The sequence below is a fragment of the Ottowia pentelensis genome (genome assembly GCF_964341695.1).
In genome coordinates this window covers 3543498-3558340 of sequence record NZ_OZ224513.1, presented here as the reverse complement: position 1 = coordinate 3558340, position 14843 = coordinate 3543498, and the positions used below count along the sequence as shown (strand labels likewise).

The window sequence follows — 14843 nt, the reverse complement described above, 5'->3', positions numbered from 1 at the left end:
GCGGTCTGACGCAGCTGACGCAGTTTGTCGTAACTCCTACGCGTGCGCGTGTGCGCGCGCCTCATGGAGAGTTTCGTCACGAAGTGTCAGCTGCGTCAGATCCGCACCAGATAAGGACTGACACCATGACCACGACCATCCTCGCCCTCGATCTGGGCACCACCACCGGCTGGGCACTGCGCGGCAGTGACGGCCACATCACGAGCGGCTCCGAGAGCTTCCGGCCGCAGCGCTTCGAAGGCGGCGGAATGCGCTTCCTGCGGTTCAAACGCTGGCTCAGCGAGATCAAGCAATCCTGCGACGGCATCGACTGTCTGCACTTCGAAGAGGTGCGTCGCCACGTCTCGACCGATGCTGCCCACGCCTACGGCGGTTTCCTTGCCACGCTCACGGCGTGGTGCGAGCACCACCAGATCCCGTACCAAGGCGTGCCTGTCGGCACGATCAAGAAGCACGCCACGGGCAAGGGCAACGCTGGCAAGGACGATGTGATCGCTTCCGTCACCGCGCGCGGGCACGCGCCTGTCGACGACAACGAGGCCGATGCCCTGGCGCTGCTGCACTGGGCAATCCAGCATCACGACGACGGCCAGGAGGTGTGACGTGAAAGTTCCCACACCGCGGTACCGCTGCCCCCTCGGGCGGCTGCAACCCCAGGCCACCGATCTGGACGCCATCAAGGAACGTGGCTGGCGTGATCAGCACATCCTGGTGGTCAACGCGTCCGACGAACGTCTGGACTTCATCGAGCGAGAGATCGTGCGTCGCATTGGCGAGCGCTTGTACGGAGGGGCGCGTCATGACTGAGTGGACGATTGAGAATGTGGCGGCCCGCTTCGAGGAAGCCGCCAGCACCGGACGACGCCTGCCCCCTGTGCGTGTGCAGGGCTACTTCAACACGTGGCCTGTCATCGTGCGCAAGGAGTGGGAGACGTTCGCAGCCGACGAGCACGTCTATCGACCGTTCCCACCCACACCCGAAGCCATCGACCGGATGCTGGAGACGATGAAGTGGGTGCAGTGGCTGGAGATCGAGCAGCGCCACCTTGTGTGGATGCGCGCCAAGCGCTACGGCTGGCGAGACATCACGATCCGCTTTGCCTGCGACCGAACGACGGCGTGGCGTCGCTGGCAGCGGGCGCTGGAGATCGTGGCCGAAAAGCTCAACAGCGAAGGCATCCGTGCGCCTTCCAAAATCGTAGGCCAAGCCGGGTAATGCTTGCCGCGTTTGTCCTTCGTTTCCGGCGTTTGTCCCTTTTGACGCTGGCCGAGGCTGCAACAAATCACCCCGGTCGGGGGTAGTATTTCAGCTATCTTCTGGACAGCGGTGACGATTCGGCGAGCGGCCCAAGGCAAAAGGGGTCCTTCCTTGCCAGAATCCAATGCGGGGGGCGCGAGCGCGACGCTTTTTTAGCGTCAGGTCGCGGACAAGGTTACCAGTCGGCCAGGTTACCGGCTCCGGTTACCACCCCCAGGCGCAGTTACCACCCCACCAGAATCTTCATTCAACCAACCCGCCCGGCGGCAACGCTCGGCGGGTTTTGCTTTTGGGACTTCCACTTTGAACACGCTCAACGTCGAGTACCGCAAGGTCGAGGCGCTGATTCCCTACGTGTCGCATCCCGGACGATTGCATAGATGAAAACCGCTACCCGCTGTTCATGGCCCGAGCCGTATTGCGGGAGTTGATAGAGTCCTTGCAAGCCACCGGGAGTGCCACGCCATGCTGATAGCCCTGCACAAGAACGCCCGCACGACACCGGCCGTGCGCGCCGAGATCGCGGCCAGCCACGAGACCGCCAGTGTCCTGGCCCAGCGCTTTGGCATCACCGAGCAAACGGTCTACAAGTGGAAGAAGCGCCAGGTCTTTGGGGATCGCTCGCACACGGCCCATCGCCTGCAGACGGTGCTCACGCCGGCGCAAGAGAGCGTGGTGGTGCACCTGCGGCGCACCTTGCTGCTGCCCCTGGATGACCTGCTGGCTGTCACGCGGGAGTTCATTTGCCCCCATGTCTCGCGCTCAGGCCTGGATCGGTGCCTGCGCCGCCATGGCGCGGGCAACCTCAATGCCCTCAAGCCCCAGGAGCCTACCGTGGCCCACAAGGCCTTCAAGAGCTACGAGCCGGGCTATGTGCACATGGATGTGAAGTACCTGCCCCAGATGCAGGATGAGAGCAGTCGGCGCTACCTGTTCGTGGCCATCGACCGGGCCACGCGCTGGGTGTACGTGGCCCTCAAGGCCAACAAGACCGCCGCCAGTGCACAGTCCTTCCTGAAGGCACTGCACAAGGCCTGCCCGATCAAGATCCACAAGCTGCTGACCGACAACGGCAAGGAGTTCACCGATCGCCTGTTTGCCAGCCGCGAGCGCCAGCCCAGCGGCAACCACGAGTTCGATCAGTTGTGCGACGAGTTGGGGATCGAACACCGCCTGACCAAGCCCAGAACGCCCAGGACCAATGGCATGGTGGAGAGGTTCAACGGTCGCATTGCCGACGTGCTCAAGACGCACAGGTTCAACAGCCGCGAGGACATGGAGCAGACCTTGCTGCGTTATGTGGCCCTGTACAACCACCAACTGCCGCAGTCAGCGCTGGGCAGCAAGACGCCTATGCAGACCATGAAGCAGTGGTATCAGGAGAGCCCGCATCTGTTTCACAAGCGACCTTATGATCGTCCGGGATGCGACACCTACGCCCGCAATCCGCGCACGCACCATGATGCCCAGATCGCCAAGATCGCGGCCAGCATCGTCGAGTACGGCTGGACGAATCCGATCCTGGTCGACGGCGACAACGGCATCATCGCCGGGCACGGGCGTTTGGCCGCTGCGCGCAAGCTCGGCCTGGATCAGGTGCCGGTGATCGAACTGGCCCACCTGACCGTCGCGCAAAAGCGGGCACTGGTGATTGCCGACAACCGGCTGGCACTGGATGCAGGCTGGGACGAAGAGATGCTGGCCTTGGAGCTGGCCGAGTTGTCCGACGCGGGATACGACCTCGCTCTGACCGGCTTCGAGGAAGCCGAGATCGAGGCACTGCTCACCGGCGCGGTGGCCGTCGCGGATGATGAATCAGAGTCTGAAGCCGACGAGTCTGACGCGGCTGACGACGTGCCAGACGCGCCCGTCTTGGCGGTGTCCCGCCCCGGCGATGTCTGGGCCATCGGAGCGCACCGCCTGATTTGTGGCGACGCCACCGACCGGAACGTGGTCGCTGCGCTGATGCAGGGTGACCTCTCTCGCCTGTGCTTCACCTCGCCGCCCTACGGCAACCAGCGCGACTACACCTCGGGTGGCATCTCCGATTGGGATGGCCTGATGCGTGGCGTGTTCGCACACCTGCCGATGGCAGGCGACGGTCAGGTTCTGGTCAACCTGGGCCTGATCCACCGCGACAACGAGGTGATCCCGTATTGGGACGGTTGGCTATCTTGGATGCGCCAGCAGGGCTGGCGGCGCTTTGCGTGGTACGTCTGGGATCAGGGGCCGGGGATGCCCGGCGACTGGGCAGGCCGCTTTGCGCCGAGCTTCGAGTTCGTTTTCCACTTCAACCGGGAGAGCCGCAAGCCGAACAAGATCGTCCCCTGCAAGCACGCAGGCCAGGAATCCCACCTGCGCGCCGACGGGTCGTCCACCGCGATGCGCGGCAAGGATGGCGAGGTGGGCGGCTGGACGCACAAGGGGCTGCCCACGCAAGACACCCGCATCCCCGACTCTGTGATCCGCGTGATGCGCCACAAGGGCAAGATCGGTCAGGACATCGATCACCCGGCTGTGTTCCCGGTGGCGCTGCCGGAATTCGTGATCGAGGCTTACACGGACGCGGGCGACATCGTGTTTGAGCCGTTCGGCGGCAGCGGCACGACGATGCTGGCGGCCGAGCGCACCGGTCGGATCTGCCGAAGCGTGGAGATCGCGCCGGAGTACGTGGACGTGGCCATCAAGCGCTTCCAGCAGAACCACCCCGGCGTGCCGGTCACCTTGATCGCCACCGGTCAGTCCTTCGAGCAGGTCGTCGCTGAGCGCGCCACCACCCCGGAGGCCGAGGTGGTGGCATGAACTGGCTGGCCGACAAGATCGAGCAGTGGCCGACCGCCAAGTTGCTGCCCTACGCCCGCAACGCGCGCACTCATTCCGAAGATCAGGTGGCGCAGATCGCCGCCAGCATCGCCGAGTTTGGATTCACCAATCCGATCCTGGCAGGCAGCGACGGCATCATCGTCGCTGGACACGGTCGGCTGGCCGCCGCACAGAAACTCGGTCTGGAGATCGTGCCAGTGGTCGTGCTCGACCATTTGAGCCCGACCCAGCGCCGCGCGCTGGTCATCGCGGACAACCGCATCGCCGAGAACGCGGGATGGGACGACGCGATGTTGCGGATCGAATTGGAAGCCCTGCAACTCGAAGGGTTCGACCTCGATATCACCGGCTTCGACGCCGACGCTCTGGCCGAACTGATCGCGGGCGACGAGCCGGACAACGAGGGTCAGACGGACGAGGATGCGGTGCCCGAGGTCAGCGAGACACCCATCTCGCGTCCGGGCGATGTCTGGATCATGGGCCAGCACCGGCTGCTGTGCGGCGACTCGACCGTGGCCGAGAGCTACGACCGGCTGATGCAAGGCGCGGTGGCGGACATGGTCTTCACCGACCCACCGTACAACGTGAACTACGCCAACTCTGCCCGCGACAAGATGCGCGGCAAGGATCGCGCGATCCTGAACGACAACCTGGGCGACGGGTTCTACGACTTCCTGCTGGCCGCGCTGACTCCGACCGTCGCCCATTGCCGGGGCGGTATCTACGTGGCGATGTCCTCCAGCGAACTGGATGTTCTGCAGGCCGCCTTTCGTGCTGCCGGTGGCAAATGGTCGACCTTCATCATCTGGGCCAAGAACACCTTCACCCTGGGGCGCGCCGACTACCAGCGCCAGTACGAGCCGATCCTCTACGGATGGCCCGAGGGGGCGACACGCCACTGGTGCGGCGACCGTGACCAGGGCGACGTGTGGAACATCAAGAAGCCGCAGAAGAACGACCTGCACCCGACGATGAAGCCGGTGGAACTGGTCGAGCGCGCGATCCGCAATTCGAGCCGTCCGGGCAACGTGGTGCTCGATCCCTTCGGCGGTTCCGGCACGACGCTGATCGCAGCGGAAAAGTCAGGGCGCGTTGCGCGGCTGATCGAACTCGATCCGAAGTACGTGGATGTGATCGTGCGCCGGTGGGAAGAGTTCACCGGGAAGCAGGCCACCCGCGAGGCGGATGGCGCGTTGCTTGATCAGGCGACCAGCGATTCCTCGACGATCTCGCAGTGAATCACAAAGCCCGTCAGGTATGGCAGGCCGCGCGGGATGCCGTATTGCTTGCTGGTTTGGCGGCCAATCGTCCAGCCCATCCAACGCTGGGTGGCGGCGTTGATCGCGTCCGCCAGGGCCTTGCCCTCGTAAAGCCCGTTCTGGACGTCGTCGGCAAAGTGGCGACCGTGGCGGCTGTCAAGGAAGGCCCGCACCGATTCGAGCGGCTGGCTGGTGGCGCCCGAGATGGCGGTCATCGCCAGGGGCCAAGCCGCGCTGGCGTGTTCGTTCATCGTGCCCCAAAAGCCCCAGGCTTCGTTCTGGGTGGCGGGGATCTGCGTGGTGGTGTTCATCTCTGGCTCCTTCGGGTTGATCGTTGCGACACCCAACGTGCCGCGCTGTTCGATTGAGAAGCCAAGCGCCGCTTGGCCTCTTTCTCGATCTTTCTGATCAGGCGATGCGGTAGACCCGCTCTCCGCCTTGCGGCTTGTCCGAGACGATGGTCAAGCCCAGCTTCTTCTTGAAAGCCCCGGCAAAGGTGCCGCGCACCGTGTGCGCCTGCCAACCGGTGGCGGCGCAGATCTGGCCGATGGTTGCGCCCTCGGGGCGTTGCAGCATCCGGATCACTTCGGCCTGCTTGCTGTTCTCCCGGCGACGCGGCGTGGATTCCTTGACCCACTGGGCCTCACACGCGGCCACGTCGGCCTCCAATTCGGGATCGGCGACCAAGGTTGCGGTGGTGGTTTCCAACGCGCCCTGTGGCGCTGTGGTGGGCCCGGGGCGTGCCATGCCCAGGGCGTCGTAGCCCTCGGCGGCGACGAACCAGTCAGTGCCGTCGGTGGTGATCAGGGCACGGTTGAACATCCCGTCGAGCACTTTCTTGCGCGCGCCGCCTTTGATGTTGTCGGGGAACCAGTCGATCTTGCCTGCGCTGGTGTTGATGGCCTTGGCCAGGATGGCGTGTTGGGCCGGGGTCAGGTTGGTGGTGGTCATTTGCTGCTCCTTCGGGGTGGTGGATGACGATGTGATGAACGCGCTGTCCGGGACTGAAGCCAAGCGCTTATCGCGGGGCTTCGCAGCTTTCCGATCAGTCCTTGGCGATTTCCGCTTCCGAGGCCTTCGGGCTCGCTGCGCCGAGTTCGACGCCCGCCTTGAAGGCCGCTTCCAGCGCGTCCTTGAGGCACCACACCGCCGTGTCGTGGAAGTCGAGGCTGTCGGCGTTGCGGGTTTGCAGGGTTTCGATGCCGAGATGCTTCTGGGCGATGAGGGTGAGGATGGTGTCGATCTGGCTCATGGCGTTTTCCTTTCGGGGTTGGTTGGCGTGACGTGATGAACGCGCTGTTCCCGATGGAAGCCAAGCTCAATCTGCGGATATGACGAACAAATGAGTGAAGGTGACGATGGGACTCTCGATTCGCGCCTACGCGCGCCACCGTGGCGTGTCGCACGTGGCCGTGAAAAAGGCCATCGACACCGGAAGAATCACGCCGCTGCCTGACGGCACGATTGATCCGGACACGGCGGACGCCCAGTGGGCACAAAACACATTGCAGCCGCGCAGCGCCGCTGCGCCAGAGAAGGTCAGCACTGCGAAAGCGCGGCGCGTGGCCGCGACGGACGAAGCAGCAACGCAGCGCGATGCCGTCGACGCCAGCACAGCGCCGATGTCGGCCAGTGGCACCTCGCTCTTGCAAGCGCGCACGGTCAACGAGGTGCTCAAAGCCAAGCTCAACAACCTGGAGCTGGCGCACCGCAAGAAGGAACTGGTGGATCGGGCGCAGGCCGTGGCACACGTTTTCAAGCTCGCGCGCATCGAGCGTGATGCGTGGTTGAACTGGCCTGCGCGCGTCTCCGGCCAGATGGCGTCCACGCTCGGCATCGACGCGCACCAGATGCACGTGGCGCTCGAATCTGCCGTGCGCGAGCACCTGATTGAGCTGGGCGAGCTGCGCCCGCGCGTGGATTGATGACGATGGACTACGAAGGCGCGCAGGAGATCGAACGGGCGTGGCGCGACGGGCTTACCCCTGACCCGCTGCTCACGGTATCGGAATGGTCAGATCGCCACCGGATGCTCTCCAGCAAGGCGTCTGCCGAGCCGGGGCGCTGGCGTACCAGCCGCACGCCGTACCTCAAGGCCATCATGGATTGCCTGTCGCCGACCTCGCCGGTCGAGCGTGTGGTGTTCATGAAAGCAGCCCAGCTCGGTGCGACCGAGATGGGGTCGAACTGGATTGGCTATGTCATCCACCACGCGCCGGGGCCGATGATGGCCGTGTGGCCGACGGTGGAGATGGCCAAGCGCAACTCCAGGCAGCGGATCGACCCGCTGATCGAGGAATCACCCGCGCTGGCCGAATTGATCGCTCCGGCACGCTCGCGTGATTCGGGCAACACCATTCTGGCCAAGGAGTTCCGGGGCGGCGTGCTGGTGATGACCGGAGCGAACAGCGCGGTGGGGCTGCGTTCGATGCCGGTGCGCTACCTGTTCCTCGACGAAGTGGATGGCTATCCCCTGGATGTCGAGGGCGAAGGCGATGCGATATCGCTGGCCGAGGCGCGCACACGCACTTTTGCCCGGCGCAAGATCTTCATCGTGTCGACGCCGACGATTTCTGGCGCCTCGGCAATCGAGCGCGAGTACGAGGCCAGCGACCAGCGCCGCTACTTCGTGCCATGCCCGCACTGCAACCACCCGCAATGGTTGCGCTTCGAGCAACTGCGCTGGGACAAAGGGCAACCGGAAACCGCCGCATACATCTGCGAGTCCTGCGACACCGCGATTTCCGAGCACCACAAGACCTGGATGCTGGAGCGCGGCGAATGGCAAGCGATGGCGCAGGGCAAGACGGCAGGCTTTCACTTGTCGTCGCTATACAGCCCGGTGGGTTGGCGCTCCTGGCGTGATATCGCTGCTGCGTGGGAAGCCGCCGTCAACAAGGAGTCGGGATCGGCCGCCGCGATCAAGACCTTCAAGAACACCGAACTGGGCGAGACCTGGGTCGAGGAAGGTGAAGCACCCGACTGGCAACGGCTGGTCGAGCGCCGTGAGGATTACCGCATTGGCAGTGTGCCGCTGGGCGGCCTGCTGCTGGTAGGTGCGGCCGACGTCCAGAAGGATCGCATTGAGGCCTCGATCTGGGCCTTCGGGCGCGGCAAGGAATCGTGGCTGGTCGAGCACCGCGTGCTGATGGGTGACACCGCCCGCGACGCGGTGTGGAAAGCCCTGGCCGCGATGCTCGCCGAGCAGTGGACGCACGCCTCGGGCGCGGCAATGCCGCTGGCGCGCTTCGCGCTGGACACCGGCTTTGCCACGCAGGAGGCCTATGCCTTCGTGCGTGCCTGCCACGATCCGCGCGTGATGGCGGTCAAGGGCGTGCGAAGTGGGGTGATGGGGGGCGCCGCCCTGATCGGCACACCGACAGCCATCGATGTGTCGCAGGGTGGCAAGAAACTGCGCCGAGGCATCAAGGTTTTCACGGTGGCGGTCGGCATCGCCAAGCTGGAGTTCTACAACAACCTGCGCAAGAACGCAGATGTGGGCGAGGACGGGTTGACCCCGGTGTTTCCGGCTGGGTTCGTCCATTTGCCAAAGATCGACGCCGAGTTCATCCAGCAGCTCTGCGCCGAGCAACTGATCACCCGCCGCGACCGCAACGGCTTCCCGGTGCGCGAGTGGCAAAAGATGCGCGAGCGCAATGAAGCGCTCGACTGCTACGTCTATGCCCGTGCGGCCGCGTCCAGTGCGGGACTGGACCGCTTCGAGGAACGCCACTGGCGGGAGTTGGAGCGGCAACTTGGGGTAGCGCCCCCACCGGATGCGCCACCGCTCATCCACGACATCGAATTGAACGAGGCCACCCCCAGCGGTGGCCTCGCTGCTTCTGGAACCCGCAATACCGGTCGACGCGTCATCCGAAGCCGTTGGCTTCGCTGATGGCCGTCGCCTTCAAACCAAGGAGAACACATGACTCTTGCCACCCGTATCGAGAGCCTGGTCATCCGGGTCGCCCAGGAGTTCAACGACGTCCGGGCGGCGGCGGGAAACCTAGCCAGCCTGTCCACCACTGACAAGTCGAGTCTGGTCGCGGCGATCAACGAGCTGAAGGCGGCGGTGCTGTCCGCAACCGCCATCGACGACAACCAGATCGCCACCTCCACCACCTACTCGTCGAACAAGATCGTGTCGCTGCTCGACGCGCTCAAGGCCGACATCCTCGGTGGAGCAGACGCCGCCTACGACACCCTGGTGGAGATCCAGCAGTTGCTGCAGAACGGCACTACGGGCCTGGACGCTCTCCTCGCTGCCGTCAATCTGCGGGTGCGGTACGACGCGGCGCAAACCCTGACCGTTGCCGAGCAACTTCAGGCGCGCACCAACATCGGCGCGGTCGCGGCCAATGATATCGGCAACACCGACACCGACTTCGTCGTGATCTTCGACGGGGCGCTGACCTGATGAGCCTCGCGTCCAGCATCGCCGCCCTGGCTGCGCGCATCGGCTTCGAGGTCAAGGCCAAGATCGACGCCACGCACCCTGGACTTGCTCGGGTGTGGGTGAGTTTTGGCTACGTGGGCGGTCAGATCGTGATCGGCAGCGCGCGCAACGTTGCCAGCGTCGTGCGCACGGCGGCGGGCCGGTACCGCGTGCATTTTGCGCTGGCGATGCCGGATGCGAACTACTGCTGGACGGCGCTCGCGCGGAGCAGCACCAACAGCGGCCAGCAGCGTGTGGCTGTCATTCGCGCCAGCTCCGACCTGAAAACGGCCCAGTACGTCGACATCTCTTGCGCGACGACAGCAACGTCGTTCGACGACTCCTCCGAAATCAATCTCGTGGTGTACCGCTGATGGCCTACACAGAAACCCAGCTTCAGGCCTTGGAATCCGCGCTCGCCAAGGGCGAACGGCGCGTGACCTTTGCCGACAAGACGGTCGAGTACCGCTCTGTCGACGAATTGATGGCCGCCATCCGCGAAGTCAGGCGGGGCCTGCTTCAGCAGGCGGCTGAGACCGGGCTGTTGCCCGGTGCGCCACGACAGATCCGCGTCACCACGCGCAAGGGGTTCTGAGATGGCGTGGTTCTCCCAAACCGTGCGCCGGTTGTTCGGTGCCTCGCCGGTACACGAAGCCGCAGGCCGGGGCCGACGCTCGCTGGCGTGGATGCCCGGCAATCCCGGCGCTGTCGCCGCGATGCTGGCAACCCACACCGACCTGCGCATCAAGAGCCGCGACCTCGTGCGTCGCAATGCGTGGGCGCAGGCCGCGCTCGACGCCTTCGTCGCCAACGCCGTCGGTACCGGCATCAAACCGCAGAGCCTGTCGGGCGACGAACGGTTCAAGGCCGACGTGCAGGCGCTGTGGCGCGACTGGACGGAGGAAGCCGACGCGGCGGGCCAGACCGATTTCTACGGCCTGCAAGCCTTGGCCTGCCGCTCGATGCTCGAAGGCGGCGAATGCCTGATCCGGCTGCGCCCGCGCCGTGTCGAGGACGGCTTGGCCGTGCCCTTGCAGCTTCAACTGCTGGAGTCGGAGCACCTGCCGATCCACCTCAATACCGATCTGCCGTCGGGGAACGCTGTGCGCTCGGGCATCGAGTTCGATGCGCTGGGTCGGCGCGTCGCCTACCACCTGTACCGCTCGCATCCGGAGGACGGTCGGCTCGCGCCGATGTCAGGCCAGGGCGGCATGGAGACCGTGCGCGTGGATGCGCGCGAAGTCATCCACCTGTACCGCGTGCTGCGCCCCGGCCAGATCCGCGGCGAGCCGTGGCTGTCGCGGGCCCTGGTCAAGCTCAACGAGCTGGACCAGTACGACGACGCCGAGCTGGTGCGCAAGAAGACCGCCGCGATGTTCGCCGGCTTCGTGACCCGCCAGAGCCCCGAGGACAACCTGATGGGCGAAGGCGCCGCGAACGACGACGGCATCGCACTCGCCGGTCTGGAGCCCGGCACGCTGCAGATCCTGGAGCCCGGCGAGGACATCAAGTTCTCCGATCCGGCTGACGTTGGCGGTTCGTACTCCGAATTCCTGCGCACCCAGTTCCGCGCGGTTGCCGCCGCCATTGGCATCACCTACGAGCAGTTGACCGGCGATCTGACCGGCGTGAACTACTCCTCCATCCGCGCCGGGATGCTGGAGTTCCGGCGTCGCTGCGAGATGGTGCAGCACGGGGTGCTGGTGCATCAGATGTGCCGTCCGGTGTGGGCAGCCTGGATGAAGCAGGCTGTGCTCGCCGGGGCGCTGGACGCGCCGGGCTTCGCGCGTGGCGGGCCAGCCCGTCGCCGCCAGTACCTCGCGGTGAAGTGGATTCCCCAGGGCTGGCAGTGGGTCGATCCCGAGAAGGAATTCAAGGCGATGTTGCTGGCCATCCGCGCGGGCCTAATGAGCCGCTCGGAAGCCATCTCGGCCAATGGGTACGACGCCGAAGACGTCGACCGCGAGATCGCCGCCGACAACAAGCGCGCCGACGACCTCGGCCTGATTTTCGACTCCGACCCCCGCTACACGTCCAAGGACGGTGGCAGTGCCGAACCCAACCGCAACGCCAGCGTGCCTGACGCCACCGGCAGCCAAACGTCTTCCTGACCGGCCGCCAGACCGCCTTCCACAAGGATTCCCATGACCGTGCTACCCCATTTGGCGGCGCGCCTCTTCGGCGTGCCGCTGGCGATCCATCGCCCGAAACTCGACGTCATTCTCTCCGTGCTCGGTGCGCGCATCGGCCTTGCCGATCTGGCCGCAGCCCCTGGCTACACGCCGCCGACACGTGCGATGTCCGGGTCGCCGCCCGGTGTGGCCGTCATCCCGATCCACGGCACGCTGGTGCGCCGCACCGTGGGGCTGGAGGCCGAGTCGGGGCTGACCAGTTACGCGGGGCTCGCCGCGCAACTGGATGCCGCCATCGGCAATCCGGAGGTGTCGGCCATCCTGCTCGACATCGATTCGCCGGGTGGCGAGTCGGGCGGCGTGTTCGATCTGGCCGACCGCATCCGCGCCGCCAGCCAGATCAAGCCGGTTTGGGCCGTGGCCAATGACATGGCCTTCTCAGCCGCCTACGCGCTGGCGTCCGCTGCCAGCCGGGTGTTCGTCGCGCGCACCGGCGGCGTCGGCTCTATTGGCGTCATCGCCATGCATGTCGATCAGTCGGTGAAGGACGCCCAGGACGGTGTTCGTTACACCGCCGTGTTCGCGGGCGAACGCAAGAACGACCTCAACCCGCACGAACCGATCTCCAACGAAGCACACGCCGTCCTCAGGGCCGAGGTGGATCGCGTCTACGAGCTGTTCGTCGAGACGGTCGCGCGCCATCGCGGCCTCGATGCGGACGCCGTGCGCGCCACGGAAGCGGGTCTGTTCTTCGGCCCGGACGCCGTCGCCACCGGTTTGGCCGATGCCGTCGGCAGCCTCGACGACGCGCTCGCCCAGCTCACGCAATCGCTTTCCCCACTCCCGACTCAGGTGGCTCCGGCCAGCCAAGCGGGCTTTCTTCGCAACCACCAGATGGAGTCTTCCATGAATGAACGATCCGACCCCGCTGCTCTTGATCGGCCTCTTGCTGATCCTGCTGGCAGTCCTCCTCAACCGTCCGCCGCCACCACGTTGAGTGTGGCCGACGCCATCGAGATCGCGCAGACCTGCACGCTCGCCGGTCGCGCCGACCTGATCGCGGGCTTCCTCGAAACCAACACCGCACCTGCCACGGTACGCGGCCGACTGCTTGCGGCGCAGGCCGAAGCCAGTCCCGAAATCACCAGCCGCATCGCCCCCGATGCCGCGCGCCCTGTGGCCAGCAATCCGCTGATCGACGCCGCCAAGCAGATCGCAGCGCAATCCAACAAGAAGGAGATCTGAGATGCCCGCTCTCGCCGAACCTCTGAACCTGGGCGACCTGCTCAAGTACGAAGCCCCCAACCTTTACTCGCGCGACCGCGTCACGGTCGCTTCGGGCCAGAACCTGCCGCTGGGCACGGTGGTCGGCATCGTCACCGCAACGGCCAAGTTCAAACAGCTCGATCCGTCCGCAGAAGACGGCACGCAGGTCGCCGCTGGCGTGCTGCTACAGGCCTGCGACGCCACCTTGATCGACCGTGACGACGGTCTCGTCGTCGCGCGCCACGCCATCGTCGCCCACCACGCGCTCGCGTGGCCCGACGCCATCACCACCGCCGAAAAACTCACCGCCATTGCGCAGCTCAAGGCGCTGGGCGTGCTCGTTCGCCAAGGAGCCTGACCATGAACAACCCATTCAGCAATCCCGCCTTCTCGATGACGGCGCTGACCGCCGCCATCAACATCCTGCCCAACCGCTACGGGCGTCTGGAAGAACTGAACCTGATGCCGTCCAAGCCGGTACGGCAGCGCCAGATCGTCGTCGAGGAAATGAACGGCGTGCTCAACTTGCTGCCTACGCTGCCACCGGGTTCACCCGGCACGGTTGGCGTGCGTGGAAAACGCAAGCTGCGCTCCTTCGTGGTGCCGCACATCCCGCACGACGACGTGGTGCTGCCGGAGGAAGTCCAAGGCATCCGTGCCTTCGGCTCGGAAACCGAAACCGAGACGGTGGCAGGCGTGATCGCGCGCCATCTGGAGACGATGCGCAACAAGCATGCGATCACGCTGGAGCACCTGCGCATGGGTGCGCTCAAGGGCGTGATCCTAGACGCGGACGGCTCGGTTCTCTACGACCTGTTCGATGCCTTCGATATCACCCAGCAGGCGGTGGCCTTCGAGCTGGGCACGGCGGGCACCAATGTGAAAGCCAAGTGCACCACGGTGCTGGCAACCATCGAGGAGAACCTCAAAGGCGAGTTCATGAATGGTGTCCATTGCCTGTGCTCGCCGGAGTTCTTCGCCGCGCTCACCGGCCACGCCAAGGTCGAGAAGGCCTTCGAGAACTGGCAGAACGGGGCAATCCTCATCAACGACGTGCGTCGCGGCTTCACCTACGGCGGTATTACCTTCGAGGAGTACCGGGGTCAGGCCACCGATGCCAGCGGAACCGCACGCCGTTTCATCGCCGCTGGCGAGGCTCATGCCTTCCCGCTGGGCACCATCGACACCTTCGGCACCTACTTCGCACCGGCGGATTTCAACGAAACCGTCAACACGGTCGGCCAGCCGCTGTACGCCAAGCAGGAGCCGTGCAAGTTCGACCGGGGCACCGATCTGCACACGCAGTCCAACCCGCTGCCGATGTGCCATCGTCCGGGCGTGCTGGTGAAGTTGACAGTGGCGTGATGAGTCTCGTCGAGCAGATCTACGAATCGGCCGCCAATGCCGGGCTCTTGAAGGACTGCCTCTGGCGTCCTTCGGACGGCACGACAGCGCAGCGCCACCCGGTTGGCTTCGCCGCTCCGGACGACACCGTGTTCGACGGCCTGGCCTCGACCACCGACTATCAGATGTCGTATCCGGCCTCGGTGTTCCTGGGGCTGGTTCCGCGCGAGGCGGTCGAGATCGATGGCGTGATCTATCAGGTGCGTAGCACCCGGGCCGTGGGCGACGGCTCGGAGATGCGCGCACAGCTCACCCGGGTGTAGTGC

At 65.3% G+C, this 14843-nt stretch carries 18 protein-coding genes and 1 pseudogene; 16 read left to right on the top strand and 3 right to left on the bottom strand.

Annotated features, from left to right (window positions below; translation table 11 throughout):
* Nucleotides 1–125 precede the first annotated feature (125 nt).
* From ACWHMB_RS17170 to ACWHMB_RS17145, 6 genes and pseudogenes are all read left to right on the top strand, one after another.
* Nucleotides 126–602: a crossover junction endodeoxyribonuclease RuvC gene (locus ACWHMB_RS17170; protein WP_447648640.1), complete on the top strand. Its 477-nt coding sequence runs from the start codon at nucleotides 126–128 to the stop codon at nucleotides 600–602.
* A 1-nt stretch (nucleotide 603) separates the two neighbouring features.
* Nucleotides 604–807, top strand: coding sequence for a hypothetical protein (locus tag ACWHMB_RS17165; protein WP_127774828.1), 204 nt, complete (start codon nucleotides 604–606; stop codon nucleotides 805–807).
* Nucleotides 800–1216 (top strand): DUF6362 family protein, encoded by a 417-nt coding sequence (locus ACWHMB_RS17160; RefSeq protein ID WP_447648639.1) that lies wholly within the window; start codon nucleotides 800–802, stop codon nucleotides 1214–1216. The genes ACWHMB_RS17165 and ACWHMB_RS17160 overlap by 8 nt, the downstream gene beginning before the upstream one ends.
* Before the next feature lie 507 nt (nucleotides 1217–1723).
* A pseudogene (locus ACWHMB_RS17155) lies at nucleotides 1724–2689 on the top strand (IS481 family transposase); the annotation flags it as partial.
* A gap of 39 nt (nucleotides 2690–2728) precedes the next feature.
* The gene (locus ACWHMB_RS17150; protein WP_447648695.1) at nucleotides 2729–4060 is read left to right on the top strand and encodes a site-specific DNA-methyltransferase; all 1332 of its coding nucleotides are present in this window, start codon (nucleotides 2729–2731) and stop codon (nucleotides 4058–4060) included.
* Nucleotides 4057–5319: a site-specific DNA-methyltransferase gene (locus ACWHMB_RS17145; RefSeq protein ID WP_447648638.1), complete on the top strand. Its 1263-nt coding sequence runs from the start codon at nucleotides 4057–4059 to the stop codon at nucleotides 5317–5319. Before ACWHMB_RS17150 ends, ACWHMB_RS17145 begins: the two co-directional genes overlap by 4 nt.
* Here the strand turns inward: ACWHMB_RS17145 and ACWHMB_RS17140 are convergent.
* The 3 genes from ACWHMB_RS17140 to ACWHMB_RS17130 form a co-directional block, all read right to left on the bottom strand.
* Nucleotides 5283–5651, bottom strand: coding sequence for a hypothetical protein (locus tag ACWHMB_RS17140; RefSeq protein WP_447648637.1), 369 nt, complete (start codon nucleotides 5649–5651; stop codon nucleotides 5283–5285). The two genes, ACWHMB_RS17145 and ACWHMB_RS17140, sit on opposite strands and share 37 nt — an antisense overlap.
* 97 nt (nucleotides 5652–5748) lie before the next feature.
* Nucleotides 5749–6291 (bottom strand): DUF3489 domain-containing protein, encoded by a 543-nt coding sequence (locus ACWHMB_RS17135; RefSeq protein ID WP_447648636.1) that lies wholly within the window; start codon nucleotides 6289–6291, stop codon nucleotides 5749–5751.
* A 94-nt stretch (nucleotides 6292–6385) separates the two neighbouring features.
* On the bottom strand, nucleotides 6386–6592 hold the full coding sequence (locus ACWHMB_RS17130; protein ID WP_447648635.1) for a DUF6900 domain-containing protein: 207 nt from the start codon (nucleotides 6590–6592) through the stop codon (nucleotides 6386–6388).
* Between the two features lie 106 nt (nucleotides 6593–6698).
* Between ACWHMB_RS17130 and ACWHMB_RS17125 the strand changes: the two genes are divergently transcribed.
* Genes ACWHMB_RS17125 through ACWHMB_RS17080 form a run of 10 tightly spaced genes read left to right on the top strand, consistent with a single transcriptional unit; the run spans nucleotide 6699 to nucleotide 14840 of the window.
* The gene (locus ACWHMB_RS17125; protein ID WP_024973193.1) at nucleotides 6699–7265 is read left to right on the top strand and encodes a hypothetical protein; all 567 of its coding nucleotides are present in this window, start codon (nucleotides 6699–6701) and stop codon (nucleotides 7263–7265) included.
* Complete coding sequence (locus ACWHMB_RS17120; RefSeq protein WP_447648634.1) at nucleotides 7265–9235, top strand: phage terminase large subunit family protein; 1971 nt, start codon at nucleotides 7265–7267, stop codon at nucleotides 9233–9235. The genes ACWHMB_RS17125 and ACWHMB_RS17120 overlap by 1 nt, the downstream gene beginning before the upstream one ends.
* A 30-nt stretch (nucleotides 9236–9265) precedes the next feature.
* Nucleotides 9266–9757 (top strand): hypothetical protein, encoded by a 492-nt coding sequence (locus ACWHMB_RS17115; protein ID WP_447648633.1) that lies wholly within the window; start codon nucleotides 9266–9268, stop codon nucleotides 9755–9757.
* Nucleotides 9757–10149 carry a hypothetical protein gene (locus ACWHMB_RS17110; RefSeq protein WP_447648632.1) on the top strand — a complete coding sequence of 131 codons (393 nt, stop codon included), beginning with the start codon at nucleotides 9757–9759 and terminating at the stop codon, nucleotides 10147–10149. Before ACWHMB_RS17115 ends, ACWHMB_RS17110 begins: the two co-directional genes overlap by 1 nt.
* Nucleotides 10149–10370 (top strand): phage head-tail joining protein, encoded by a 222-nt coding sequence (locus tag ACWHMB_RS17105; RefSeq protein ID WP_024541994.1) that lies wholly within the window; start codon nucleotides 10149–10151, stop codon nucleotides 10368–10370. Before ACWHMB_RS17110 ends, ACWHMB_RS17105 begins: the two co-directional genes overlap by 1 nt.
* Nucleotide 10371: 1 nt before the next feature.
* Nucleotides 10372–11886: a phage portal protein gene (locus ACWHMB_RS17100; RefSeq protein ID WP_447648631.1), complete on the top strand. Its 1515-nt coding sequence runs from the start codon at nucleotides 10372–10374 to the stop codon at nucleotides 11884–11886.
* A 33-nt stretch (nucleotides 11887–11919) separates the two neighbouring features.
* Nucleotides 11920–13152 carry a S49 family peptidase gene (locus tag ACWHMB_RS17095; protein ID WP_447648630.1) on the top strand — a complete coding sequence of 411 codons (1233 nt, stop codon included), beginning with the start codon at nucleotides 11920–11922 and terminating at the stop codon, nucleotides 13150–13152.
* 1 nt (nucleotide 13153) lies between these two features.
* On the top strand, nucleotides 13154–13531 hold the full coding sequence (locus ACWHMB_RS17090; RefSeq protein ID WP_004629291.1) for a head decoration protein: 378 nt from the start codon (nucleotides 13154–13156) through the stop codon (nucleotides 13529–13531).
* A gap of 2 nt (nucleotides 13532–13533) precedes the next feature.
* A complete protein-coding gene (locus tag ACWHMB_RS17085) occupies nucleotides 13534–14538 on the top strand; it encodes a major capsid protein (RefSeq protein ID WP_447648629.1) in 1005 nt (334 codons plus the stop codon).
* Entirely contained in the window at nucleotides 14538–14840 is a 303-nt protein-coding gene (locus ACWHMB_RS17080) for a hypothetical protein (RefSeq protein ID WP_069376976.1), read from the top strand. The genes ACWHMB_RS17085 and ACWHMB_RS17080 overlap by 1 nt, the downstream gene beginning before the upstream one ends.
* Nucleotides 14841–14843 lie beyond the last annotated feature (3 nt).

What these genes read in the sequence shown, in the direction of transcription:
- ACWHMB_RS17140 (WP_447648637.1), bottom strand. Translation starts at nt 5,651, where the DNA reads ATGAACACCACCACGCAGATCCCCGCCACCCAGAACGAAGCCTGGGGC.
- ACWHMB_RS17100 (WP_447648631.1), top strand. Translation starts at nt 10,372, where the DNA reads ATGGCGTGGTTCTCCCAAACCGTGCGCCGGTTGTTCGGTGCCTCGCCG.
- ACWHMB_RS17125 (WP_024973193.1), top strand. Translation starts at nt 6,699, where the DNA reads ATGGGACTCTCGATTCGCGCCTACGCGCGCCACCGTGGCGTGTCGCAC.
- ACWHMB_RS17115 (WP_447648633.1), top strand. Translation starts at nt 9,266, where the DNA reads ATGACTCTTGCCACCCGTATCGAGAGCCTGGTCATCCGGGTCGCCCAG.
- ACWHMB_RS17105 (WP_024541994.1), top strand. Translation starts at nt 10,149, where the DNA reads ATGGCCTACACAGAAACCCAGCTTCAGGCCTTGGAATCCGCGCTCGCC.
- ACWHMB_RS17090 (WP_004629291.1), top strand. Translation starts at nt 13,154, where the DNA reads ATGCCCGCTCTCGCCGAACCTCTGAACCTGGGCGACCTGCTCAAGTAC.
- ACWHMB_RS17095 (WP_447648630.1), top strand. Translation starts at nt 11,920, where the DNA reads ATGACCGTGCTACCCCATTTGGCGGCGCGCCTCTTCGGCGTGCCGCTG.
- ACWHMB_RS17110 (WP_447648632.1), top strand. Translation starts at nt 9,757, where the DNA reads ATGAGCCTCGCGTCCAGCATCGCCGCCCTGGCTGCGCGCATCGGCTTC.
- ACWHMB_RS17085 (WP_447648629.1), top strand. Translation starts at nt 13,534, where the DNA reads ATGAACAACCCATTCAGCAATCCCGCCTTCTCGATGACGGCGCTGACC.
- ACWHMB_RS17135 (WP_447648636.1), bottom strand. Translation starts at nt 6,291, where the DNA reads ATGACCACCACCAACCTGACCCCGGCCCAACACGCCATCCTGGCCAAG.
- ACWHMB_RS17130 (WP_447648635.1), bottom strand. Translation starts at nt 6,592, where the DNA reads ATGAGCCAGATCGACACCATCCTCACCCTCATCGCCCAGAAGCATCTC.
- ACWHMB_RS17145 (WP_447648638.1), top strand. Translation starts at nt 4,057, where the DNA reads ATGAACTGGCTGGCCGACAAGATCGAGCAGTGGCCGACCGCCAAGTTG.
- ACWHMB_RS17170 (WP_447648640.1), top strand. Translation starts at nt 126, where the DNA reads ATGACCACGACCATCCTCGCCCTCGATCTGGGCACCACCACCGGCTGG.
- ACWHMB_RS17120 (WP_447648634.1), top strand. Translation starts at nt 7,265, where the DNA reads ATGACGATGGACTACGAAGGCGCGCAGGAGATCGAACGGGCGTGGCGC.
- ACWHMB_RS17080 (WP_069376976.1), top strand. Translation starts at nt 14,538, where the DNA reads ATGAGTCTCGTCGAGCAGATCTACGAATCGGCCGCCAATGCCGGGCTC.
- ACWHMB_RS17160 (WP_447648639.1), top strand. Translation starts at nt 800, where the DNA reads ATGACTGAGTGGACGATTGAGAATGTGGCGGCCCGCTTCGAGGAAGCC.